The sequence below is a fragment of the Arthrobacter luteolus NBRC 107841 genome, from assembly GCF_001552075.1.
GTDB classification, from domain to species: Bacteria; Actinomycetota; Actinomycetes; order Actinomycetales; family Micrococcaceae; genus Arthrobacter_B; species Arthrobacter_B luteolus.
Window position 1 is genome coordinate 120064 of sequence record NZ_BCQM01000001.1, and the last position, 23916, is coordinate 143979.

General features: G+C 65.8%; 21 protein-coding genes. 9 read left to right on the forward strand and 12 right to left on the reverse strand.

Features of this window, described 5'->3' with window-relative positions; translation table 11 throughout:
• Positions 1 to 45 precede the first annotated feature (45 nt).
• Entirely contained in the window at positions 46 to 1038 is a 993-nt protein-coding gene (locus AL3_RS00555; RefSeq protein WP_066295501.1) for a GlxA family transcriptional regulator, read from the reverse strand.
• Positions 1039 to 1131: 93 nt separating this feature from the next.
• Here AL3_RS00555 and AL3_RS00560 point away from each other — a divergent pair, with 93 nt between their 5' ends.
• The 3 genes from AL3_RS00560 (at position 1132) to hrpA (ending at position 6393) form a co-directional block, all read left to right on the forward strand.
• The gene (locus AL3_RS00560; protein ID WP_169795741.1) at positions 1132 to 1320 is read left to right on the forward strand and encodes a hypothetical protein; all 189 of its coding nucleotides are present in this window, start codon (positions 1132 to 1134) and stop codon (positions 1318 to 1320) included.
• 167 nt (positions 1321 to 1487) lie between these two features.
• Complete coding sequence (locus AL3_RS00565) at positions 1488 to 2468, forward strand: helix-turn-helix transcriptional regulator (RefSeq protein ID WP_066295504.1); 981 nt, start codon at positions 1488 to 1490, stop codon at positions 2466 to 2468.
• A 13-nt stretch (positions 2469 to 2481) separates the two neighbouring features.
• The gene (gene hrpA, locus AL3_RS00570) at positions 2482 to 6393 is read left to right on the forward strand and encodes an ATP-dependent RNA helicase HrpA (RefSeq protein ID WP_066295506.1); all 3912 of its coding nucleotides are present in this window, start codon (positions 2482 to 2484) and stop codon (positions 6391 to 6393) included.
• 34 nt (positions 6394 to 6427) lie between these two features.
• Here hrpA and AL3_RS00575 read toward each other — a convergent pair whose 3' ends face one another.
• From AL3_RS00575 to AL3_RS00585, 3 genes are all read right to left on the reverse strand, one after another.
• Positions 6428 to 6856 carry an HIT family protein gene (locus AL3_RS00575; RefSeq protein WP_066295507.1) on the reverse strand — a complete coding sequence of 143 codons (429 nt, stop codon included), beginning with the start codon at positions 6854 to 6856 and terminating at the stop codon, positions 6428 to 6430.
• Between the two features lie 94 nt (positions 6857 to 6950).
• Positions 6951 to 7790, reverse strand: coding sequence for a sulfurtransferase (locus AL3_RS00580; protein WP_066295508.1), 840 nt, complete (start codon positions 7788 to 7790; stop codon positions 6951 to 6953).
• Positions 7787 to 8446 (reverse strand): MBL fold metallo-hydrolase, encoded by a 660-nt coding sequence (locus tag AL3_RS00585; protein ID WP_066295510.1) that lies wholly within the window; start codon positions 8444 to 8446, stop codon positions 7787 to 7789. Before AL3_RS00585 ends, AL3_RS00580 begins: the two co-directional genes overlap by 4 nt.
• A 107-nt stretch (positions 8447 to 8553) precedes the next feature.
• Here AL3_RS00585 and AL3_RS00590 point away from each other — a divergent pair, with 107 nt between their 5' ends.
• Positions 8554 to 8985 carry a Fur family transcriptional regulator gene (locus AL3_RS00590; protein ID WP_066295512.1) on the forward strand — a complete coding sequence of 144 codons (432 nt, stop codon included), beginning with the start codon at positions 8554 to 8556 and terminating at the stop codon, positions 8983 to 8985.
• Here AL3_RS00590 and AL3_RS00595 read toward each other — a convergent pair.
• The 5 genes from AL3_RS00595 to AL3_RS00615 form a co-directional block, all read right to left on the reverse strand.
• A complete protein-coding gene (locus tag AL3_RS00595) occupies positions 8982 to 9866 on the reverse strand; it encodes a metal ABC transporter permease (RefSeq protein ID WP_066295514.1) in 885 nt (294 codons plus the stop codon). The two genes, AL3_RS00590 and AL3_RS00595, sit on opposite strands and share 4 nt — an antisense overlap.
• Positions 9853 to 10632, reverse strand: a complete 780-nt coding sequence (locus AL3_RS00600; protein WP_066296914.1) for a metal ABC transporter ATP-binding protein — start codon at positions 10630 to 10632, stop codon at positions 9853 to 9855. Before AL3_RS00600 ends, AL3_RS00595 begins: the two co-directional genes overlap by 14 nt.
• A gap of 32 nt (positions 10633 to 10664) precedes the next feature.
• Entirely contained in the window at positions 10665 to 11648 is a 984-nt protein-coding gene (locus tag AL3_RS00605; protein WP_066295516.1) for a metal ABC transporter solute-binding protein, Zn/Mn family, read from the reverse strand.
• Positions 11649 to 11761: 113 nt separating this feature from the next.
• Complete coding sequence (locus tag AL3_RS00610) at positions 11762 to 12832, reverse strand: hemolysin family protein (RefSeq protein ID WP_066295518.1); 1071 nt, start codon at positions 12830 to 12832, stop codon at positions 11762 to 11764.
• A complete protein-coding gene (locus AL3_RS00615; protein ID WP_083521336.1) occupies positions 12829 to 14280 on the reverse strand; it encodes a hemolysin family protein in 1452 nt (483 codons plus the stop codon). The genes AL3_RS00610 and AL3_RS00615 overlap by 4 nt, the downstream gene beginning before the upstream one ends.
• A 507-nt stretch (positions 14281 to 14787) precedes the next feature.
• Between AL3_RS00615 and AL3_RS00620 the strand changes: the two genes are divergently transcribed.
• Together AL3_RS00620 and AL3_RS00625 are read left to right on the forward strand one after the other, a co-directional pair.
• Entirely contained in the window at positions 14788 to 18627 is a 3840-nt protein-coding gene (locus tag AL3_RS00620) for a multifunctional oxoglutarate decarboxylase/oxoglutarate dehydrogenase thiamine pyrophosphate-binding subunit/dihydrolipoyllysine-residue succinyltransferase subunit (protein ID WP_066295520.1), read from the forward strand.
• A gap of 92 nt (positions 18628 to 18719) precedes the next feature.
• Entirely contained in the window at positions 18720 to 19319 is a 600-nt protein-coding gene (locus AL3_RS00625) for a GDSL-type esterase/lipase family protein (protein WP_066295522.1), read from the forward strand.
• An 83-nt stretch (positions 19320 to 19402) separates the two neighbouring features.
• On the opposite strand, the gene AL3_RS00630 is transcribed toward AL3_RS00625, so the two are convergent.
• Positions 19403 to 20368 carry a zinc-binding dehydrogenase gene (locus AL3_RS00630; protein ID WP_066295523.1) on the reverse strand — a complete coding sequence of 322 codons (966 nt, stop codon included), beginning with the start codon at positions 20366 to 20368 and terminating at the stop codon, positions 19403 to 19405.
• A gap of 178 nt (positions 20369 to 20546) precedes the next feature.
• Here AL3_RS00630 and AL3_RS19085 point away from each other — a divergent pair, with 178 nt between their 5' ends.
• A complete protein-coding gene (locus AL3_RS19085) occupies positions 20547 to 20621 on the forward strand; it encodes a 50S ribosomal protein bL37 (RefSeq protein WP_370664980.1) in 75 nt (24 codons plus the stop codon).
• Positions 20622 to 20719: 98 nt separating this feature from the next.
• Here AL3_RS19085 and rsrA read toward each other — a convergent pair whose 3' ends face one another.
• Both rsrA and AL3_RS00640 read right to left on the reverse strand, forming a co-directional pair.
• A complete protein-coding gene (rsrA, locus tag AL3_RS00635; RefSeq protein WP_066295525.1) occupies positions 20720 to 20980 on the reverse strand; it encodes a mycothiol system anti-sigma-R factor in 261 nt (86 codons plus the stop codon).
• Positions 20977 to 21660, reverse strand: a complete 684-nt coding sequence (locus AL3_RS00640; protein WP_169795742.1) for a sigma-70 family RNA polymerase sigma factor — start codon at positions 21658 to 21660, stop codon at positions 20977 to 20979. Before AL3_RS00640 ends, rsrA begins: the two co-directional genes overlap by 4 nt.
• A 322-nt stretch (positions 21661 to 21982) precedes the next feature.
• Between AL3_RS00640 and AL3_RS00645 the strand changes: the two genes are divergently transcribed.
• Both AL3_RS00645 and aroA read left to right on the forward strand, forming a co-directional pair.
• Positions 21983 to 22564 (forward strand): DoxX family membrane protein, encoded by a 582-nt coding sequence (locus tag AL3_RS00645; protein WP_066295530.1) that lies wholly within the window; start codon positions 21983 to 21985, stop codon positions 22562 to 22564.
• Between the two features lie 5 nt (positions 22565 to 22569).
• Entirely contained in the window at positions 22570 to 23916 is a 1347-nt protein-coding gene (aroA, locus tag AL3_RS00650) for a 3-phosphoshikimate 1-carboxyvinyltransferase (protein ID WP_066295531.1), read from the forward strand.

The following is a 23916-nucleotide window of genomic DNA, read 5'->3' on the forward strand; positions in this document are numbered from 1 at the left end:
CGGCGTTTTCAGCGGGCCGCTTCAAGCGCCGGAAGCGCTGGCGGGTCAGCTGGCGGTCTTGGCCGGACGGCCCGCCGCAGCAGCACCCCGGAACGCCCGCCGGTAAGCTGCCGGGCTGATGCCGACGTCGCGGTTGAAGTGGTGCCGCAGCAGGACGGCCTGTCCGAATCCGACGGCCCGGGCCACTTCCTCAATGGTCAGTTCGGATTCTTCCAGCAGTTCCTGGGCCCGCAGTACCCGCTGCGTGTTGATCCAGGCGGACGGCGTGGTCCCCGTCTCGGATTTGAACCGGCGCGCGAAGGTCCGTTCGGACATGTGTGCCCGGTCGGCGAGCGCGGTCACGGAATGCTCCTCTTCCAGGTGGGAGTTGATCCACACGAGGACTTCTTCCAAGGTGTCGCAGCCGGTGATCGACATTGGCCGGTCGACGTACTGTGCCTGGCCTCCGTCCCGGTGGGGAGGCACCACCATGTCCCGTGCGATGGCGGCGGCAGTTTTGGCACCGAGTTCCTGACGGATCAGGTGCAGGGCCGCATCGATTCCGGCTGCTGTTCCGGCGCTGGTGATCACGGTGCCGTCCTGGACGTAGAGCACATTCTCATCGACGATCACCTCGGGATAGGCACCTGCAAGCTCCTCCGAGTACCTCCAGTGGGTGGTTGCTTTGCGCCCATTCAGGATGCCGGCTTCTGCCAGGGCGAACGCGCCGGTGCAGACAGACATCACCCAGGCGCCGCGCCGCAGGCTTTCGCGCAGCAGCTCAAGCACGGCTTCCGGCATCCGGCGGGCCTCCGTGCTGCCAAACGGTGCCATAACCACCAGGTCCGCATCCCTGGCAGCGTCCAGGCCATGCGCGACGTCGATGGTGAACCCTGCCGCGGTCCGCACCGGTCCGGGCTCGGGGGTCACAACAGTGAGTTCGAAGCAGGGAATCCCGGTTCCGCGGTCTGAGCGGTCGATGCCGAAGATCTCCCCCAGCAGGCCAAGTTCGAAGATTCCGACACTGTCCAAGGTGATGACTGCCACAGATTTGAGCATGCCCCAAGTATGGCAGCTTTTTGTTGGTCATGGTCATTTCTGCCACTATTATTTTCCTGCGCCCGGGACCAGCCTTGAGGTATGGAAATCTTCTTGATCAGCTTCACAGCCATCCTCCTCCTCATCAGCATCGCCGCAGTCGTCCACAGCATCCGCAACGACGGACGCGGCCATCTCCCGCCGGTCCATTCCGGCCGCCCCTGGCACGGCAACGCGCTCTGGGACGTGAAGGACCCGCGGGACCTTTACCTCGACCAGCCGTACCAGCCGCGGTTCCGTTAATGCGCCTCATGCGCCGGTTAGTCCCCCGACGTTCCGCCTGCGTTCCACTGCGGCACCCACGGCCATGGGCCGGGGTGCCGCACGCCTGACCAGCTGCGCTCCCCGAGGCAGCGTCCGTTTAGCTAATCAGGACAGCTTCTGTCCGCATATCGGAGTAGCTTGATTGCATGCTTGAAACATCCGCCAGGCTGCTGCACCTGCTCTCACTGCTCCAGCTGCGCCGCGAGTGGACGGGGGCGGCGCTCGCAGACCGCATGGCCGTCACCGAACGGACGGTACGCCGGGATATCGGCAAGCTGCGCACGCTGGGCTACCCGATCTCGGCCTCCCCGGGCATCGCAGGGGGTTATCAGCTGGGCGCCGGCGCCCAGCTGCCTCCGCTGCTGCTCGACGACGAGGAAGCCCTTGCCGTCGCCCTGGGCCTGACCGCGGTTGCCTCCGGGCCGGTTTCGGGCATCGGTGAAGCGTCGATCCGGGCACTGGTGAAGCTTGAACAGGTCCTGCCCGGCCGCCTGCGGCCAAAGTTCTCCGCCCTGCGCCAGTCTGTCAGCGTGCTGGCGGGGCCGGCTGCCACCGTCTCAGCGGTGAATCCGGATATCCTCACCGCGTTCTCCACGGCAATTTCTGAGCGGCGGGTCTCTGCCTTCCGCTATCAGGCTTTCGAAGCCGCCGAGGGCCGCCGGATTGTTGAACCCTACAAGCTGGTCAGCACCGGCCGGCGGTGGTACCTGGTTGCCTGGGATGCGGACCGCCAGGACTGGCGGACCTTCCGGGTGGACCGGTGCCAGTCCATCCCGGTGCCCCGCGAACGGTTTGTGCCGCGTCCGCTGCCGGCCCGGGACCTCGCGGCCTACGTCCAGGACGCGATCACACGCAGCCCCTACCGGTATGACGTCGTCCTGCGGATCGCGGCACCGCTGGGCGCGGTGGCCGAACAGGTACCGGCGGAAGTCGCTGTCCTCGAAGCCGACGGCCCCGGCCACACGATGCTGCGAAGCGGCTGGGATTCGCTGGACCTCCCGCTGATCCGGATGGCTGCCCTGGGCATCGAGTTTGAAATCCTGGAACCGGAGGAGATGCGCCAGCGGGCCCGGGACGCGGCGGGGCGCCTGGCCAGGGCCGCCGGGCAGGCGCCGCCAACCCACTAGACTGGTGCCAACTATGGCACTGACAATCTCCTACCCCGAACAGCTTCCCGTCTCGGAACGCCGTGAAGACATCATGGCGGCCATTGCGGCCAATCAGGTGACCGTGATTGCCGGCGCCACCGGTTCCGGCAAAACCACCCAGATCCCCAAGATGTGCCTGGAGCTGGGGCTTGCCGAGAACGGAATGATCGGCCATACCCAGCCCCGCCGGCTCGCGGCCCGCACCGTTGCGGAGCGCATTGCCGAGGAGCTCGACGTCGAGATCGGCGCTGAGGTTGGTTTCCAGGTCCGGTTCACCGGGCAGGTCAGCCGCGGCACCAAGGTCAAGGTGATGACCGACGGTATCCTGCTCGCCGAAATCCAGCATGACCGGAAGCTGAAGAAGTACAGCACCATCATCATCGACGAGGCGCACGAACGCAGCCTCAACATCGACTTCATCCTGGGCTACCTCAAGCGGCTGCTGCCCGAGCGTCCCGACCTGAAGATCATCATCACCTCCGCGACGATCGACCCGGAACGCTTCGCCCGGCATTTCGCCGCTCCCGACGGCACTCCGGCTCCCGTCATTGAGGTCTCCGGCCGCACGTTCCCGGTGGAAATCCGCTACCGTCCGCTGAACCAGCCCGCCCTCGGATCCCCGGACGCGGACGACGACGAACTTGAGGAGGACCGGGATCCCCTCGACGCGGTCTGCGATGCGGTTGACGAACTTTCCCGCGAAGCTCCCGGCGACATCCTGATCTTCTTCTCCGGCGAACGGGAGATCCGCGACGCCGCCGATGCACTGCGCGGCACGCTGCAGCGCAATCCGCGGCTGGCCAACGCGGAAATCCTGCCGCTTTTTGCCCGGCTGTCCCTGGCTGAGCAGCACCGGGTCTTCTCCCCCGGGAAGCAGCGCCGGATCGTGCTGGCCACCAACGTTGCCGAAACCTCCCTCACCGTGCCGGGCATCAAGTACGTCATTGACACCGGCACCGCCCGGATCTCGCGGTACTCCCACCGCACCAAAGTCCAGCGCCTGCCCATCGAGCGGATCTCCCAGGCCTCGGCCAACCAGCGTTCCGGGCGCTGCGGCCGTGTTTCGGACGGTATCGCCATCCGCCTGTATTCGGAGGAAGACTTCGAAGCGCGTCCCGAGTTCACCGACCCGGAAATCCTGCGGACCAACCTGGCCGCAGTGATCCTGCAGATGGCAGCCATGGGCGTGGCGCAGGGGCCCAAGGATGTATCGGACTTCCCGTTCGTCCAGCCGCCGGATCCCAAGGCCGTGAACGACGGCGCCCTGCTGCTGCGTGAGCTGGGTGCCCTGGAACCCAAGGGCGGGATCACCGGCGTCGGACGCAAGCTGGCCCAGCTGCCTGTGGATCCCCGGCTCGGCCGCATGATCGTGGAAGCCGGTGCCCGTAACTGCACCCGTGAAGTCATGGTCCTGGCCGCGGCCCTCACCATTCAGGATCCGCGGGAACGTCCGTCCAAAGACGATCCGGCCCGGGCCCAGAAAGCGGCCGAACTGCATAAGCGGTTCGTGGATGAGAATTCGGACTTTACGGGGTTCCTTAACCTCTGGCGCTACGTCCAGGAGAAGCAGAAAGAGCTCTCCTCCTCCCAGTTCCGGAAGCTGTGCAAAAACGAATTCCTGAATTTCCTGCGCATCCGGGAGTGGCAGGATCTGTTCGCCCAGCTCCGCCAGCTCGCCAAGCCGCTCGGCATCACCCTCGCCCCCGGAGAAGTCGATCCGGTGGGCCGCGAAAAAGACGTGCATATCAGTCTGCTCGCGGGCCTGCTGAGCCACATCGGCCTCTACGACCAGCGCAAGCGGGAATATGCCGGCGCCCGCGGCACCCGGTTCGCAGTGTTCCCGGGATCCGCCCTGTTCAAGAAGTCGCCGGACTGGGTGATGGCCGCGGAACTTGTGGAAACCTCCCGGCTCTGGGCGCGCATCGCAGCCAGGTTCGATCCGCTGTGGGTGGAGGAAGTCGCCCCGCACCTGATCAAACGCACGTACAGCGAACCCCACTGGTCCAAGCGCAACGGTTCGGTCATGGCGTACGAGAAGGTCACGCTCTACGGTGTGCCCGTGATTCCGCGGCGGAGCGTGAACTACGGGCGCATCGATCCGGTGCTGTCCCGCGAAATGTTCATCCGGCATGCTCTGGTGGAAGGCGACTGGCGCACGCACCACAAGTTCTTCCACCGCAACCGGGCCCTGCTCGCGGAGCTGGAGGAACTCGAAACCCGCGTCCGCCGGCGCGGCCTGCGGGTTGATGATGAGACGCTCTTCGAGTTCTACGACGAACGGGTGGGGGCCGACGTCGTTTCGGAACGGCATTTCGACAAGTGGTGGAAGCACGCCCGCCACGAAAACCCGGGGCTGCTGGATTTTGATCCTGATGCCCTGCGTACCGGCGATGCCGCGGACCTGGACGAGAACGACTTCCCGAAAGCCTTCCGGTTCGGGGATTTTGACCTGCCGCTGTCCTACGAGTTCACCCCCGGCGTTCCGGGAGCGAACGACGGCGTCACGGTCCAGGTCCCGGTGCTGTTCCTGAACCAGCTGGATCCTGAGCCGTTCCGCTGGCAGATTCCAGGTCTGCGTGCCGAGCTGATTACCGCGCTGATCAAGTCCCTGCCCAAGGCCGTGCGGAAGAACTTCATTCCGGCACCGGACGTGGCACGGGCAGCTGCTGCTGCGCTGGCTGCCGACTTCGATCCGGCGTCGGACCCCCTGGAACCGTCCCTGGAACTGGCGCTGCGCCGGCTCAAGGGGCACATCATTCCGCCCGGGTCCTGGAACTGGGAAGCGGTGCCGGAACACCTGCGCATGAGTTTTTCGGTCGTTGACTCCGCCGGACGGATCCTGGACGAGGGCAAGGACCTGGCAGCTCTGCAGGAGTCCCTCGCACCGGCCAACCGCCGGGCGATCGCGGAATCCCTCGGAGCAACTCCTGGCACTGTCAAACCTGCCGGCAAGCCTGCGCGGGGAAAACCGGGCACGTCCTCCGGCCAGGCGGCGGCCGTTCCGGCCTCCTCCAACGGGGGTCCGCCGTCGTTCCGGGAACAATCCGGGCTGACCGAGTGGACCTTTGGCGCCATCGAGCGGCAGGTAGCCCGGGAGGTGGCAGGGCACACCGTCACCGGCTACCCCGCCCTGGTGGATGAGGGCACCAGTGTGGGCCTGCGGGTGTTCCAGAACGTGCCCGAGCAGGAAGCCGCCATGCGCGCCGGTGTCATCCGCCTGCTGGCGCTGCGGGTCCCCAGCCCGGCGAAATACGTACTGGAGCACCTGAGCAATGCCGAGAAGCTGACCTTCAGCCAGAACCCGCACGGGAGCGTAGCCGCACTGATCCAGGACTGCACGCTCGCGGCGATCGACAAGCTGACGCCGGAAAAGCTGCCCTGGTCGCGGGAGGAGTTCGATGCGCTCTATGAGAGCGTGCGGGCAGAGCTGATAGACACGGTGTTCACCGTGACGGCCATCGTGGAAAAGGTGCTCTCCAGCACCCGGCGGATCCAGAAGCAGCTCAAGGGCACCACGTCCCTGGCCTTGATTTCGGCCCTGAATGACATCCGGGCCCAGCTCGAGCAGCTGGTCTATCCCGGGTTCGTGGCCCGCACCGGCTACGCCCAGCTGGCCCAGCTGCCGCGCTACCTTGCCGGGATTGAGCGCCGGCTGGAGAAACTGCCGACCAATATCCAGCGTGATTCACTGAACATGGCAGTGGTCCAGGGCCTGGAGGATGACTACGACGACGCCGTCGCGGCCCTGCTGCCCGGCGCCGGCACTCCCCCCGCCCTCACTGAGGTCCGCTGGATGATCGAGGAGCTGCGGATCAGCTTCTTTGCCCAGGAACTGGGAACGGCCCGGTCCGTTTCGGAGAAACGGATCCGGACCGCGCTGAACCAGGCGCTGGCCCCGGCGTAGGCCGCCGGAGCCGGCAGAGGGCCCGGGGACCTCGCTACGCTTCGGGCACGAACTCGGCGTGCCCGGCGGCACGCAGGCCGCCGCGCAGTTTCTCCGCGTTGGCTGCCATCCGCTCCGGGTCGGGGTTCGTGTCCGCCCGGCTGAAGTCGAAGTCCTGCAGCGAGTTGGCCGGCCACACGTGGAGGTGCAGGTGTTCCACCTCGAAGCCGGCGATGGTCAGTCCCGCCCGCTCGGAGCCGAAGACCTCCACCTGGACCTTGCCGATTTCCTGCGCCACGGCGGTCAGCTTTGCCAGCAGGTCTGCCGGAGCGTCCGTCCACTTGTCGACCTCCCGGCGCGGCACCACCAGGGTGTGTCCATCCGCGAGGGGACCGATGCTGAGGAAGGCAACGACGTCGTCGTCCTTCCACACGAAGCGGCCCGGGATCTCACCCTCGATAATTTTGGTGAATAGTGTGCTCATGCGTTCTCCTCGGTGAAAGCTGCTGGCGGCCTGGCCGCTGCGCTGCACATGCAGCGGCGGCGGGACGGGACGGCCGGTAATCATGGCTTTGACGCTACCCGTCTGCCCCGCCGGTTGCCACCGGCGCTCCGGGGGTGGACGACCACTCGGACCACGAGCCCGGATACAGCGCGGCGTCGAAACCCGCAATTGCCAGGGCAGCCACTTCCGCTGCCGCGAACACACCGGAGCCGCAGTAGGCGGCAACCGGCTTGGTGCCGTCGACGCCGGCCGCTTCGAACCGGTCCCGGAGCACGCGCGCATCAGCGAACCGCCCGTTAACCTCCAGATTCCCAGCCGCCGGTACGTTGACTGCTCCGGGGATATGCCCGGCCCGGGGATCGATGGGTTCGTGTTCTCCACGGAAGCGTTCAGGCGCCCGGGCATCGATCAACACCCCCGAAGAGGCCAGCCCGCCGGCAGTTTCCCTGTCCGCCACCGGCATATGGCCCCATGACAAGGAGGCAGTACCCGGTGCCGGGATCTCCTCGCCCTCCACAAGCCTGCCGCCGGCTTCCTGCCAGGCGCGCAGCCCGCCGTCGAGCAGTCTGACCTCCGGGAAGCCGGCGTGGCGCAGCAGCCACCAGGCACGGGCGGCAGAGCCTCCTCCGGCCGCATCGTAGGCAACCACCAGGTCGCCGTCGTTGATGCCCCAGCGGCGGGCCGACTCCGTGAAGTCCTCCGGAGCCGGCAGCGGGTGCCGCCCACCGGGTCCGGGCGGGGCTGAGAGCTCAGTATCCAGGTTCACGAAGGCCGCTCCGGGCAGGTGGCTGGCCAGGTACTGCCGGTGCCCGTCCGTGCGGCCCAGCTCCCACCGCACGTCCAAGAGGCGCACGGGCCGGCTCGCCGCCAGGAGCTCCTGCAGCTCCCCCGCACTGATCAGCACCCCGCTCATACGTCCACCACATCGCCGGAGGCCAGCCGCACATACCGGGTGCCGTACATTTTTCCGAACCGTTCCAGGTGTTTCTCCACAATCCCGCGGCCGTTGCCGTTCAGGAGGGCGTCGTGGATGGGGTATGCCGTTTCGGCGCCGCAGCTGATCAGGAAGTCGATGACTTCCCCGACCTTCGACCAGGGGGCATGGATCGGCAGCAGGAGGGTGCTTGCCCTGAGTCCGTTCGGAACGGTGAAGGAATCTCCCGGATGGTAGACGCGGCCCTCGATCAGGTACGCCAGGTTCCGGACCATGGGGATCAGCGGATGAATCAGGGCATGCTGCCCGCCAAACGAGCGGACGCCGATTCCGGCGATCTCAAACGAGGTGTCCGGTTCGACGTCGTGAATGCGTGTGCGCACGTCCTGGGGCACCTCCTCCCGCAGTGCCCCGGCCAGGCCCGCCGGAGCATACAGCGCCAGTCCGGACCGGCCCGCCAGGATGGGCAGTACCCGCTCCCGGTCGATGTGGTCAGCGTGTTCATGGGTCACCAGAATCGCATCGGCACCTGCCAGCGCTTCCTCCACCTCCGAGAAATTTCCCGGGTCAAGGACCAGCACAGAGCCGTTCTTCTCGAACCGGACGCAGGAGTGGGCGTACTTCGTCATTTTCATACGGTCACGATACTCCCGCGGCGCAGGGCGGCGGAGGGACCGGGGAAGCGCATCGCTGATAATCTGGGGAGAGCCCGATCTACCCGAAGCAGCCGCAGGAGGCTCCCATGTCAGCGCAGCCATCGCCATCAAGGCGGACGGCCGAGCCACGGGTCACCCGCCAGCGTCTCGCGGTGGGCCGCACCCTGGACTCATTGGAAGACTTTGTGAGCACGCAGGAGCTCCACCGCCTGCTGCAGGACCGCGGCGAGCAGGTGTCCCTGGCCACGACCTACCGGATCCTGCAGTCCATGGCGGATGAGGAAGAGGTGGATGTGCTGCGCGGCGCTGACGGCGAGGTCCTGTACCGGCGCTGCGAGGCCGCCCACCATCACCACCACCTGGTCTGCAGGAACTGCGGGAAAGCGGTGGAAATCGAAGCTCCGGCTGTCGAAAGCTGGGCGGCACGGCTTGGCAAGGAACACGGTTTTACCGAAGTGGCCCACACAGTTGAGGTTTTTGGGCTCTGCCCGGAGTGCTCCGCCAGCCGCGGCGCCTAGCCCGCTGACGCTGCGGGGGTATTTGCGCTGAACCTCCGGCTGCGCCCGCGCACCCTCATGATGATCCGGCAGACCAAGTAGATCGCGAAGGAAATCGTGGTCACATAGGGACTGATTGGAATCCGTCCGCCGAGCGCCAGCAGGATCCCGCCCACGGCCGAAACCAGGGCAAAGGCCACGCTCAGCGCCACCACCAGCCTCGGCGAGGACGTGACCAGCAGAGCGGCGGCGGCCGGAGTGATCAGCAGCGAGAGCACCAGCAGCGCACCAACCACCTGGATGGACAGCGCCACGGAAAGTCCCAGCAGGAACATAAACACGATGGACAGGGCTCCCACCGGAACCCCGCGGGCTTCTGCCAGGTCCGGATCAGCGCTGGCGAACGTGAGGGGCCGCCACACCACCACCAGGCCGACGACCACCACTGCCGCGCAGATGGCCAGCAGATTCAGCTGGACGCTGTCCACAGCAACGATCTGCCCGGTCAGGAGCCCGAATTTATTGGCCGAGCGTCCTTCGTACAGGGCCAGGAAAAGGATACCCAGGCCAAGCCCGAAGGGCATGATGACTCCAGTGATCGAGTTGCGGTCCCGGGCACGCAGGCCAAGCACCGCCAGCAGCAGCGCCGCGGTAATGGAACCAACCAATGACCCCAGGACCACGTTGGCGCCGATGAGCAGGGCCAAAGCGGCGCCGGCGAAGGACAGCTCCGCAATCCCGTGCACCGCGAAGGCCAGATCCCGCATCATCACGAAGATGCCGATCAGCCCGCCCACCAGTCCGAGGATGGCCGCGGCCCAGAGGGAATTTGTCACCAGCGGCAGCAGCTGCCCGTAGTCACTGAAGTCGAAGACGGAGGAAAAGAAATCAGAAAGGTCCATTGTCGCCTTCGCTTTCACCATGGTGGTGGGTTGTCGCATCAGGGACGCCCAGCACCACGATCCGGCCGTGGCTGCGCAGTACCTCCACGTGGGAGCCGTACATGTCGGAAAGAACGTCGGAACGCAGGACTTCGGCCGGCGTTCCGGTCCGGAACTGCCCTCCGGCCAGGTACAGGACACGGTCCACGTAGTCGATGATGGGATTAATTTCGTGGGTCACAAACACCACGGCAGCGTCCTGGACATGGCAGCGCTCATCGATGAGCGCACTGATGGCCTTCTGGTTGTGCAGGTCCAGGGAGAGCAGAGGTTCATCGCACAGCAGCAGGTCCGGATCGGTCGCCAGCGCCTGGGCAGCCCGCAGCCGCTGCAGTTCACCGCCGGAAAGCGTACCGACCGGCTCGTCCGCATAAGCGGTGGCACCGACCTGGGCCAGCAGTTCGTCGACCCGCCTGCGGACCGGTGCCCGCCGCAGCCGCAGCCCCCACTTGTCGCCGTCGACCCCCATGCCCACCAGGTCCCGGGCACGCAGCGGGGTACCCGGACTAAAGGACTTCTGCTGCGGGATGTAGCCGATGTCGCTGCTTCCGCGCTCGATCTTCCGTCCGTTGACGGTCACCGACCCCGAGCTCAGCGGCTGCAGGCCAAGCAGCACCTTCAGGAGTGTGGTCTTGCCGGTGCCGTTTGGGCCCAGGACCGCCAGGAATTCCCCGGCATGAATATCCAGGTCGAGTCCCTGCCAGAGGGTCCGGTCGCCGAACGCCATGGAGGCGCCGCGGAGCTGGACGACCGGGCGGTTCACTGCAGGACGCCCTCAAGGGCATCGATGTTCAGGCTCATCCAGCCGAGGTAGTCCTCACCTTCCGGGAGGGTTTCGGAGAAGTCGACCACGGGGATGCCCGCGGATTCGGCAGTGTTCCGGATGGCTTCGGTCTGGGAGGTGGAGGTCTGCCCGTTGTAGGCCAGGAAAGCGATGCCGCCGGAGGTCATCAGGTCCTGCATCTCCTTCAGTGCCGCAGGCGGTACGTCGGATCCTTCCTCCACAGCCTGGGTGAAGTCCTCGGGGGTATCGTTGTGCAGCCCGGCATCCTCCAGGAGGTAAGCCGGAACCGGCTCGGTCATGGCGACGCCGCGCCCATCGGCTGCAGGCCGAAGAGCCTCCAGCCTGCTTTCCAGTTCGCTGATTCCCGCAGTGAAAGCCGCTGCGTTATCCCGGAAGGACGCCTCATTGGCCGGATCCAGCTCGGCCAGGCGCTGCGCCGCTGCCTCGGCCAGCAGACCCATGGCGGCCGGGTCGTACCAGACGTGCTCGTTGAATTCTCCGTGCGAGTGTCCGGCGTGGTCATGGGATGAGTCCGCTTCGGATTCCTCATCAGAGTGGGTGTGGCCGGATTCCGTATCCAGACCGGAAATCTCCACGGCATTCAGCACGTCCTCGGCGGGCAGCCCTTCATCTTTGACCAGACTCTCCATAAAACTGTCGTATCCGCCGCCGTTCAGGACGACCAGGCTGGCGTTGGACACGGCGAGCTTATCCCTGGCGGTGGCCTCATAGGAATGCGGATCCTGGGACGGCCGGTTGATGATGGACTCAACGCTGATGTGCTCTCCGCCCACGGATTCCAGGATGCTGCCGTAGACATCGGTGGAGGCCACCGCCCGGATGGTTCCATCGTCCGCGCTGCTGCTTTCCCCGTTCCCCCCGCCGTCCGTGGAGCATGCGCTCAGTGCCAGGCCAGCAGCAAGGAGGCAACCGGTGAGTCGAATGGGCAGACGGCGCATAGAGTCAATATCCCCTTTTCAGGTGTCAATAGAAAGTTCCGGAAAGCCCGGAGGAACCCCAGCATAACGCAAACGCGAATCATTCGCATCTAAGTCCTGCCGGGGCCCTGCTGCTACTCGGTGAAGCCGTCCCCGGAGCGGCGGAACCCCTGGGCCTGCGTGGCATCCCGGATCTCTCCGATGAGCTGTTCGATGATGTCTTCCAGGAACAGAACGCCGCGGGTCTGCGAGTCCGGGCCCAGGACACGCGCTACGTGTGAGCCCGTGCGCTGCATAACTGCCAGCGCATCCTCAATACCGTCGTCCAGCCGCAGGTTTGCCAGCGTGCGCACCTTGTTCTCCGTAATCGGCCGTTCGAAAGCCTCCTCCGGGATCGCCATCACATCCTTCAGGTGCATATAGCCCGTGAAGTTCCCGGCATCATCCATGAGCACAAACCGCGAGAATCCGGTCCGGCCAACGGCTTTCTCGAATTCCGCGGGGGTGCAGTCAGTGCGGAGCGTGACCAGCTCATCCAGCGGAATCATCACTTCACCGGCAGTCTGGCCGGAGAACTCCAGCGCCCCGGAAATGACGCCGGAGTCGTCCGCCACCAGTCCGTGCCGGGTGGATTCCTGCACGATCGACTGCACCTCCTGCAGCGTGAAGGAGGATGTGACCTCGTCTTTCGGGGTAATTCCGACCGCCCGCAGTGCGTGGTTGGCGATCCAGTTCAGGCTTGCCGTCAGCGGACGCACCACACGCGAAATCATCACCAGCGGCGGCGCCAGCACAAGTGCGGCGCGGTCGGCCACTGACACCGAGATGTTCTTCGGCACCATTTCGCCGATGGTGACGTGCAGGAAGGTCACAAACAGCAGCGCCACCAGGAAGCCGGCCAGATCAGCCACTTCCACCGGCACGCCGACCGCCGTGAGCGGAGCGGCCAGCAGATGGTGAATGGCTGGCTCGGCAACGTACAGGATCAGCAGCGAACACACAGTGATGCCCAGCTGTGCGCACGCCAGCATCAGCGAGACGTGTTCCATCGCCCAGAGCGTGGTCTTTGCGCGCTTGGAGCCGGCGTCAGCAAGTGGTTCGATCTGGCTGCGCCGGGCGGACATCACCGCGAACTCTGCGCCGACAAAGAATGCGTTGCCGACGAGCAGGACCACGAGCCAGAAAATTCCTGCCAAGTCACTCATCGGGCACCTTCCTTCCGCAGCGGAGCCGCCGTCGAACCGTGGACGGGACGGCTGGCGGGCGCAGCCGGCGCTGCATTCCTGGCCGTGGCCACAGCGTCCGGCTGGCGGGAGCCCGCGGATTCCCCGGCGTCCGGCCCGGCCTCAGGGTCTTCATCCCCTGCAGGGACAAAACAGACGCGGTCGATCCGGCGTCCGTCCATCCGTTCAACTTCCAGCGTTCCGCCGGGCACCGGCACCGTATCCCCCACTTCGGCAATGCGGCCCAGCCCGGCCATGATGTAGCCGCCCACCGTTTCGTAGCCGGAATCGTCCGGAACCTGCAGCGAAGGGATCAGCTCGCTCACTTCATCCGGCCGCATGATGCCCGGGAAGTACCAGTAGCCGGAGGCACTCTGCAGGACACCCGGCTTGAGCTTGTCGTGCTCGTCGGAAACCTCGCCGACGATCTCCTCAACGAGGTCCTCCAGAGTCGCGACGCCGGCTGTTCCGCCATACTCGTCCAGCACGACGGCGAGCTGCAGGTTGGCCCCGCGCAGTTCCGAGAGCAGGGAGTCCAGATGCACCGTCTCCGGCACGCGGAGGACTTCACTCATGATCGCGGCTACGGGAAGTCCGCTGCGTTTGCGCCGCGGAACGGCAACTGCCTTCTTAACATGGACCACGCCGCGGATATCGTCCGGGGAATCACCCAGGACAGGGAACCGGGAAAACCCGGTTCGCCGGGCAGCTTCAATGACGTCGGAGACCGGCTGCTCGGAGTCCATGGTTTCCAGCCGGATGCGGGGGGTCATAACGTCCGCGGCCGTCCGTTCGGAGAAGGAGAGGGTGCGGGCCAGGAAGTTGGCGGTTCCGCGGTCCAGGGTTCCCATCTCAGCCGAACGGCGCACCATTGACGAAAGCTCAGCCGGCGTCCTCGCCCCGGAAACCTCTTCCTTGGCTTCAAGGCCGAACAGGTTCAGGACCTTGTTGGAGAATCCGTTGAGGAGCAGGATTGCCGGTTTGAAAACAAAAGTGAACGCGAGCTGGGGGCGGGCCAGCGCCCGCCCCACCTTGAACGGCAGTGCGATCGACATGTTCTTCGGAATCAGCTCGCCCAGCAGCATCGAGAGCAGGGTCGCAAGGAGCATCGCAGCCACCACGGAAACGGACAGTGCCGCTGCCTGCGGCAGGCCCAGCGCCGCCAGGGGTCCCTGCAGCAGCCGGCCCACGGACGGCTCCATGACATACCCGGTGAGGAGGGTGGTGATGGTGATGCCGAGCTGGCAGCTGGAGAGCTGGGTGGAAAGGGTGGTCAGGCAGCGCAGCAGGGGCACGGCTTTCTGGTCGCCGTCATCAACCGCACGGCGGACCGTGGGCTGGTCGAGGGCCACAAGGGCGAACTCAACGGCGACGAAGAAACCGGTGCCGCAGATCAGCAGCAGGCCTGCACAGAGGAATAACCACTCCATATCAGCCGGCCACCCCCGCTGCGGGGCAGGACATTAGGCTTCGGGCGGAGCGGGTCGGCGGATTAGCGCCTGGCGGAGGATGGTCGGCTGAAGCCGGACTGGAAGGCTCCGATGACTCTGCCGGAGAATGCGGGGTGCGGGTGCGGGCGTTGCCGGCTCTGTGCGTCTTCGCTGCGGTAACCGCGGACGAGGAGGCAGGCCGGCGCCTAGAATTGCTGTCCATAGAAGTTTCAGTTTACAGCTTTCGCCGCACCACACCAGAGGAACACCGGGGCGCAGCCCGCGGTTCCCGGGGCTCCGGCCTGCGGGAAGGCGCTCACGCCGATATGTGGCGGATCCCACAACCACACGCCGTCGAGATTGGCCACTTCCGTCTATCTGTAACTAGACTTGCAACCAAGTCTCGGTCACTGCGCACCGGGCCGCACCAGCCAGTCTTGAGGCGGAAGCGCCCAGATCATGGTGCCATCAGGGCAAACGGCAATTCATGGAAGAGGCGTATAACTAGTGCCAGACCAACCCAACCACCGCCTGCCGGAGGAATTCGGCGGAAACGAATGGCTTGTCGACGAATTGTACGAGCAGTTCCTCAAGGACAAGAACTCGGTCGACAAGAAGTGGTGGAGCATTTTCGAGTCCTTTAAGGCCGAGGACGCCAAGCACGCTTCCGGAAGCACCGTCTCGGGCAACGGCTCCACTCCCCCGAGTGAGCTCGGCGCCAATCCCGCAACCCGGCAGCTGCCCGTCGTGAACGCCGAGGCCCAGGCACCCAAGGCCTCCGGGGAATCACCCGCCGCGACCCAGGAGTCCGGAAAGCCGCCGGTCGCCAAGGAAGCTGCCTCAGCCAAGGATGCACCCAAGTCCGCCGCAGCCTCGGCGAATCCGGCTGCTGCGGACACCAAGCCGGAAACCAAGTCCGCGCCCATTCCGGCTCAGCTGCCCAAGACCAAGCCCACTGCTGACACCGAAGACGACAAGGTCACCATCCTGCGCGGCCCGGCCAAGGCCATCGCCACAAACATGGACCTCAGCCTGAGCGTCCCGACCGCCACCACGGTCCGTGCGGTTCCGGCGAAGCTGCTGATTGACAACCGCATCGTCATCAACAGCCACCTCGAACGTGCCCGTGGCGGCAAGATCTCCTTCACCCACCTGCTCGGCTACGCGATCATCCGCGCCGCTGCCCAGTTCCCGTCGCAGAATGTCTACTACGACGAAGTGGACGGCAAGCCCGTTGCTGTCCAGCCCGCCCACGTCAACTTCGGCCTCGCCATCGATATGCCGAAGCCGGACGGCACCCGCCTGCTGGTGGTTCCGAACATCAAGAAGGCCGAGACGCTGAACTTCTCGGAGTTCTGGCATGCCTACGAGGATCTGGTGAAGCGGGCCCGCAACGGCAAGCTGACCGCGGACGACTACAAGGGCACCACCATCTCGCTGACCAACCCCGGCGGCATCGGCACGGTCCACTCGGTCCCCCGCCTGTCCAAGGGCCAGGCGTGCATCATCGGCGCCGGCGCCCTTGAGTACCCGGCCGAGTTCCAGGGCTCCAATGAGAAGATCCTGGCCCGCAACGCCATCTCCAAGGTCATCACCCTGACCTCCACCTATGACCACCGGGTTATCCAGGGTGCCGGCAGCGGCGAGTTCCTGCGCATCATCCACCAGCTGCTGCTGGGTGAGCAGAACTTCTACGACGACGTCTTCGAGTCGCTGCGCATTCCCTACGAGCCGGTGCGCTGGAGCCCCGACATCCAGGTCAACCCGGATGAGCAGATCAACAAGGTTGCCCGCATCCAGCAGCTGATCCACGCCTACCGGGTCCGCGGACACCTCATGGCGGACACCAACCCGCTGGAATACGTCCAGCGCCGCCACGCGGATCTTGACGTGCTCACCCACGGCCTCACCCTCTGGGACCTTGACCGCGAGTGGCCCACCGGCGGTTTCGGCGGCAAGCCGATGCTGAAGCTGCGCAAGATCCTCGGCGTGCTGCGTGATGCCTACTGCCGCACGGCCGGCATCGAATACATGCACATCCAGGATCCCGAAGAGCGCTCCTGGTTCCAGGACCGGCTCGAGGCCCCGTACAGCAAGCCCTCCCGCGAGGAACAGCTGCGCATCCTGGGCAAGCTCAATGCGGCCGAAGCATTCGAAACGTTCCTGCAGACCAAGTTCGTTGGCCAGAAGCGGTTCTCCCTCGAAGGCGGCGAATCCCTGATTCCGCTGCTCGACACCATCATTTCCGGTGCAGCGGATGACGGCATGGAGGAAGTCGGCATCGGCATGGCCCACCGCGGCCGCCTGAACGTGCTGACCAACATTGCCGGCAAGACCTACGCCCAGGTCTTCCGCGAATTTGAAGGCACGCAGGATCCGCGCTCCGTGCAGGGTTCAGGCGATGTGAAGTACCACCTCGGCACCGAGGGAACCTTCACATCGGACAACGGCAACCAGACGAAGGTCTACCTGGCCGCCAACCCCTCGCACCTGGAAGCCGGGGATTCCGTCCTCGAAGGCATCGTCCGCGCCAAGCAGGACCGTCTGGACCGGGGCGATGAGTTCCCCGTCCTGCCGATCCTGATTCACGGTGACGCAGCGTTTGCCGGGCAGGGCGTGGTGGCGGAAACGCTCAACCTCTCCCAGCTGCGCGGCTACCGCACCGGCGGCACCATCCACGTGATCGTGAACAACCAGGTTGGTTTCACCACCGCGCCGTCCTCATCCCGCTCCTCGGTGTACGCCACCGACGTTGCCAAGATGGTCCAGGCTCCGATCTTCCACGTGAACGGCGACGACCCGGAGCAGGTTGTCCGGATTGCCCAGCTGGCCTTCGACTACCGCCAGCGGTTCAACAAGGACGTCGTCATCGACATGGTGTGCTACCGCCGCCGCGGGCACAACGAGGGCGACGATCCCTCGATGACCCAGCCGATGATGTACTCGCTGATCGAAGCCAAGCGCTCCGTGCGCAAGCTCTACACCGAGTCCCTGATCGGACGCGGCGATATCAGCCAGGAAGAGGCAGAGCAGGCACTCCGTGATTACCAGAGCCGTCTGGAGCGGGTGTTCGCTGAGACGCATGCCGCCCAGACATCGCCGATTCCGGTCATCACCAAGGACTCGGAAGCTGTCTCGGACCTGGAGCGTCCCGTCGCCCAGCAGGAGGGCTCGACCGTCGTCGCACCCTCCACCACTGCGATCTCCGCTGACACGCTGGCCCGCATCGGCAAGGCCCACGTGGCAGTGCCCGAAGGCTTCACCGTGCACCCGAAGCTGAAGTCGCTGCTTGAGAAGCGTGAGCAGATGTCCCGTGAGGGCAACATCGACTGGGGCTTCGCAGAAATCGCTGCCTTCGGTTCGCTGCTGATGGAAGGTGTCCCGGTCCGCCTGGCCGGCCAGGATTCCCGCCGCGGCACGTTCACGCAGCGCCACGCCGTCTTCCACGACCGCGCCACCGGCGCCGAGTGGATGCCGCTGGGCGATCTGGATCCGAACCAGGCGAAGCTGTGGATCTATGATTCCCTGCTCTCCGAATTCGCCGCCCTCGGCTTCGAATACGGCTACTCAGTGGAACGCCCGGATGCGCTTGTGCTCTGGGAGGCCCAGTTCGGCGACTTCGTCAACGGCGCCCAGACGATCATCGACGAGTTCATTTCCTCGGCCGAGCAGAAGTGGGGCCAGCGGTCCTCGCTGGTTATGATGCTGCCGCACGGCTACGAGGGCCAGGGCCCGGACCACTCTTCGGCACGCATCGAACGTTTCCTTCAGCTGTGCGCCGAGGACAACATGATCGTGGCGAACCCGACCACGGGTGCTTCCCACTTCCACCTGCTGCGCCGTCAGGCGTACAGCCGGCCGCGGAAGCCCCTGGTGATCTTCACACCGAAGCAGCTGCTGCGCCTGAAGGCCGCTGCCACCGGGGTGGAGGACTTCACCCAGGGCTCGTTCCAGCCGGTCATCGGTGAGCACGCGGAGCTGGATGCCAACGCCGTCGAGAAGGTGCTGCTGGTTTCCGGCCGCCTCTACTTCGATCTGCTGGCCAACCGCCAGAAGACGGGTGACGAGAAAACGGCCATCATCCGGGTGGAGCAGCTGTACCCGCTGCCCGTCAAGGAGATCAACGACGCCGTCGCCAAGTACCCGAACGCCGAGCTGGTGTGGGCACAGGATGAACCGGCCAACCAGGGTCCCTGGCCGTTTATCGGCCTGAACCTGCCGCCGGAACTGGACCGCCCGCTCAAGCTGGTCTCCCGGCCGGCATCGGCGTCGACCGCTACCGGTTCGGCCAAGCGGCACGCGGTTGAGCAGGACATCCTGGTCAAGAAGGCTTTCGAACGCCGTTAGTAGGCTAGGTTTGGGTGGGGCGCCGTTGGTGCCCCACCCGGCTTTTAACGCACCCTTCATCTGGACTTTTCGGCTATTGGAAAAGGGAACTCGTGGAACAACGCAGAATCAGGCTTGCTGCGGTCGGTGACGAACTGCTCGCCGGCCACGGCGATCCCCGCGCCTTGGGCTGGCTGGGACGCGTGCTGGCACGCACGACGCCGGAACACGCCAAACTCGAGGCCTACAGCCTCGCTGCCCCCGGCGAGGGCACAGAGGCCCTCGCCAACCGCTGGCTGATGGAGGCCGGCCGCAGGTTCGATGAAACCTGTGAGAACCGTCTGGTCATCGGGCTTTCCGACCGCGACCTTGACCTGGAGCTTTCCACGGCACGCAGCCGGCTGAACCTGGCGAACATCCTGGACGGCGCGGCGCAGATGAGCATCAAGGTCCTGGTGGTTGGCCCGCCCCCCGGGCTGGACCAGGAACGCAACCGGAAACTGGCCGATCTTTCGGCCGCCTTCGGGGACGTGACGACGCGGCGCAAGCACGTTTATGTCGATACATTGACGCCGCTCCTCAACCACGAGCAGTGGCGCACCGACCTGGCCTCCAACGGCGGGGCACCCGGCCAGGCAGGTTACGGCCTGATTGCCTGGCTGGTCCTGCACCGCGGCTGGTTCCGCTGGCTGGACCTGCCGGATATGAACTGACCCGCTTCACCAAAGAGGCGCCCGCAGCCTGCGGGCGCCTCTTGGCGTCTCCCGGGGGTACCGCCGGGCGGAGTTGGATGGACCTAGTGCCGGAAGACGATTTTGCCGGCCGCAGCGCCGTCGTGCATTCGGCGGAATCCCTGCGCAGCGTCCTCCAGGGGCAGGACGGCGTCAATTTCCGGCCGGACACCCGTGGCCAGCAGGAACTGGACCAGCCGCTGCAGCTCCGGCTTCGTTCCCATGGTGGAGCCCAGCACCTTGAGCTGCAGGAAAAAGACACGGTTCAGGTCAGCAGGAGGATTCGGTCCGCTGGTGGCACCGCAGGTCACCAGCGCTCCCCCGGGCTTTAGCGCCTTCAGGGAATGCGCCCACGTCGCCTCGCCCACTGAATCAAAGACGGTGTCCACCCGCTCCGGGAGCCGCGCACCGGCGTCGAACACCTCATCCGCGCCCAGCCGGCGGGCCTGCTCCAGTTTCTCCGGGCTGCGTCCGGTGACCCAGACACGGAATCCGGCGGCCGAGGCCAGGGACACCAAAGCAGTGGCGACCCCTCCACCGGCGCCCTGGACCAGAACAGTCGAGCCGGGAGCCGCCGGCGAGACAGTGAAGATCATCCGGTAGGCCGTGAGCCAGGCGGTGGGAAGGCAGGCGGCTTCCTCGAAACTCAGCTGGGCGGGCTTGGGCACCAGGTTGCGGGTCGGCACCCACACTTCATCCGCCATCGTCCCCGGATAGCGTTCGGAGAGCAGGGTGCGGCGCGGATCGAGTGTCTCGTCGCCCTCCCAGCCCGGGCTGGAAATGACGGAATGAACAATGACGGCGTTGCCGTCGTCGTCGATGCCTGCCGCGTCGCAGCCCAGGACCATCGGAAGGTTCTCGGAAGGAAGCCCCACGCCCTGCAGCGACCACAGGTCGTGCCGGTTCAGCGCTGAGGCACGGACCCGGACCCGGCGGAACCCCGGGCCGGCTTCCGGGCGGTCCAGTTCACCAACCACCAGGCCGCTGAGCGGATCCTCCTGGGACTGGGATTGCGCGTACACCGCTCGCATGCGGAACTCCTTTGGTCGCTGGTGGGTCCATCCTAGGGGACACCTCCTGGACTCTGCCGCGCACCGCCCGGCCACCATCCACCATCCATCCGCGGAGCAGGCCGCCGCATTTACGCCAATGGTGCAGTCTGTGGGAGACTGAAGGGCAAAACTTGTTGTCAATTAAAAGGAGGCAGCCATGAGCAAGCGAGCACGCAAGCGCAAGGACCGCAAGCGCGGTGGCGCAAACCACGGCAAGCGTCCCAACACTTAAGTCAGGACGTTTGTGCGGTCTGGCCGCACCAAACTGAAACCCCCGCAGCCTCACGGCGGCGGGGGTTTCTGTGTAAGCACCGGGGCTTGGAAACAGGCCTAGTGGTCCACGGACTGAATCTGGCTGATCCGCTCCAGAATGCTGGCTTTCAGTGTCGCCGGAGCGGCCTCCGTGCAGGAGCGCTTGACCACTGAACGGATGACACACTCCAGGTCGTGTTCCTCCGCGCACTCGGGACAGCCCTGCAGATGGTCCTGGATTTCGACCAGGTCGTTATGGGAGAGCGCGCCGTCAAGGTATTCGTACAGCCTCTCAATGCGTGCGTCCTCGCAATCGCCCAGGCTCTGGCAATCGCTCATAGTGTGTTCCCCTGATTCTTCGTGTCACCGGCACCAGCAGCTGCCGGCCGTACCTTCGCTTTGATGCCCCGCTCGTGGGCGTATTCGGCCAGCAGCTCGCGGAGCATCTTGCGCCCGCGGTGCAGCCTCGACATCACCGTGCCAATGGGCGTGTTCATGATTTCCGAGATTTCCTTGTACGCGAAACCTTCGACGTCGGAGAAGTACACCGCCAGGCGGAACTCCTCCGGAATGGCCTGGAGCGCGCTCTTGACGTCGGAATCGGGCAGGTGGTCCAGTGCTTCGGCCTCCGCCGACCGTAGTCCGGAGGAGCTGTGCTCCGCCGCACGTGCCAGCTGCCAGTCCTCCACTCCCTCGGAGTTGGACTGCAGCGGCTCCCGCTGCCGCTTCCGGTACAGGTTGATGTAGGTGTTGGTCAGGATCCGGTAGAGCCAGGCCTTCAGATTGGTCCCGGGCTTGTACTGGTGGAACGCCGAGAAAGCCTTGGTGTAGGCCTCCTGGACCAGGTCCTCCGCGTCAGCGGGATTCCTGGCCATGCGCATAGCAGCCGAGTAGAGCTGGTCCACGTACTGCATTGCGTCCCGCTCGAACCTCAGCTTGCGCGCCTGCTCGGACTCCGCCGCGACGTCCAGGCCCGGATCTTCCACCTGTGGGCTGCCTTCCGGCACATCAGTTCTCATCAAGTTCAAGTCTAAGGGCCGCGTGCGAACCAGCAAGCGGGGCTGGTCCGTGGAGGCCTGCATTCCGGGGTCCAGCAGCGTATTCGCCATTCCTTGCTTCCGCCCCTTCCTGGTGGTGTCCCGGGCAGCACAGGTTAGTGCTGCCGGTGCAAAACATAACCAGTGCCGCCGTACGGTTATTCCTCCCCCCGCGGCGGCGGACAGTGTATAAGGGTGCCAAAGGTGCCAGACTAGGGGATATCCGTTTGCTTACGGCACGCCTGGCGACGCCGTATCATTCCAGTACTTCACGCCGGAATCCGGCGTCATCCAGGAGGAACGCATGACGATTGTCCGAACCCTAGCCCGCCCGCTTCTTGCCGCTGGCTTTGTCGCGGCCGGAGTGGAAAGGCTCCGGAACGCGGAGCAGACCGCCCAGCAGCTCTCCCCCACGCTCAGCCGTCTCGGTGCCGTCGCGCCGTCGGCCGCCGGACTCGCGGACAATCCCGTCGCCGTCGCCCGTGTCCTGGGCGCCACCCAGCTGGGCGCCGCCGCCATGCTGGGCTTGGGCAAGTTCTCCCGGCTCGCCGGTCTGGTCCTGGCCGCCACGGCAGGCGTGAACACCTTCGTGGAGTACCGCAACGCGGACGCCACCACGCAGGAAGGGCGGAAGGTCCGGCGCACGCAGCTGCTGAAGAACCTCTCCCTGATCGGCGGGGTGCTGCTGGCGGCAGTGGACACCAACGGACGTCCCGGACTGGCCTGGCGCGCCGAGCACCTGGTTTCCGACACCGGACGGAATGTGCGTGCACTGGGCAAGGACGCGGGCCGCCATTCCCGGAAGGTCACCAAGCAGACTAAAAAGCAGCTGGCCAAGGCGGACCGTGCCGTCCGCAGCGCAGCGACTGACATCGTAGGTTCCTAAGCACCATGACTTCCTCCTCCGCTCTCCAGCCCATCACTGCGGGCTGGCCCGCACCAACTCCGGCCCAGCCGGTCAATGCGGCAGTCCAGGTCCCGGGCTCGAAATCACTCACCAACAGGTACCTGGTCCTGGCGGCGCTGGCAGACGGTCCGTCCCGGCTCCGGGCACCGCTGCATTCGCGGGACTCTGCCCTGATGATTCAGGCCCTGCGTTCCCTCGGCGCGCAGATCACCGAGGTACCCGGGGCCGGACCTTTCGGCCCGGATCTGCTGGTGGAGCCGATTCCGGCCGGTGCGGCCGGAGATGCGGAGGTCGACTGCGGACTGGCCGGGACGGTCATGCGCTTCGTCCCGCCGCTGGCGGCGCTGCGGGAAGGCAGCACATCCTTTGACGGCGATCCGCATGCCCGGCAGCGGCCCATGGGCCCGACCATTGAGGCGCTGCGCGGGCTGGGGATCGCAGTGGACGACGGCGGCAGCGGCTCGCTCCCTTTCCGGGTCACCGGGACCGGGACCGTGCCGGGCGGGCGCGTTGAGATTGACGCCGGTGCCTCCAGCCAGTTTGTGTCTGCGCTGTTGCTTACCGGCGCCCGCTTCGGAGCCGGCCTGCATCTGGTGCATCGGGGCGAGTCCGTGCCGAGCCTTGACCACATTGCCATGACCGTCCAGGTCCTCCGGGAAACCGGTGTGGAGGTGGACGATTCCGTGCCGAACGAGTGGAAGGTCGCCCCCGGCGCCATCCGGGGTTTCGACGTCGTCATTGAACCCGATCTTTCCAATGCGGGTCCGTTCCTGGCGGCTGCGCTGGCCACCGGCGGCACCGTGCGGATCCCGGGCTGGCCGGCAACAACCACCCAGGTGGGCGATAAGTGGCGGGAAATCCTGCCGCAGATGGGCGCTGACGCGGAACTGGCAGACGGAGTGCTGACCATTACCGGCCGCGGACGGATCCGGGGCGGCGTCTTCGCTGATACCAGTGAGCTGGCACCCACGGTCGCGGCGCTCTGTGCCCTGGCGGATTCGCCGTCGGTCCTCACCGGCATTGCCCACCTGCGTGGGCACGAAACGGACCGGCTGGCCGCGCTCAGAGCCGAAATCAACGGGCTGGGCGGATCCGTCACCGAAACGCAGGACGGTCTGCGGATCGAACCGGCACCGCTGCACGGGGGCACGTTCGGAACCTATGCCGACCACCGGATGGCCACAGCCGGCGCGATTATCGGGCTGGCTGTGCCCGGCGTCGTCATCGAAGACATTGCTGCCACGTCCAAGACCATGCCGGACTTCGCCCGGATGTGGACGGACCTGGCCGCTTCCGCCGGGCAGTCCACCGGCGCAGCGCAGGAAGGCTAG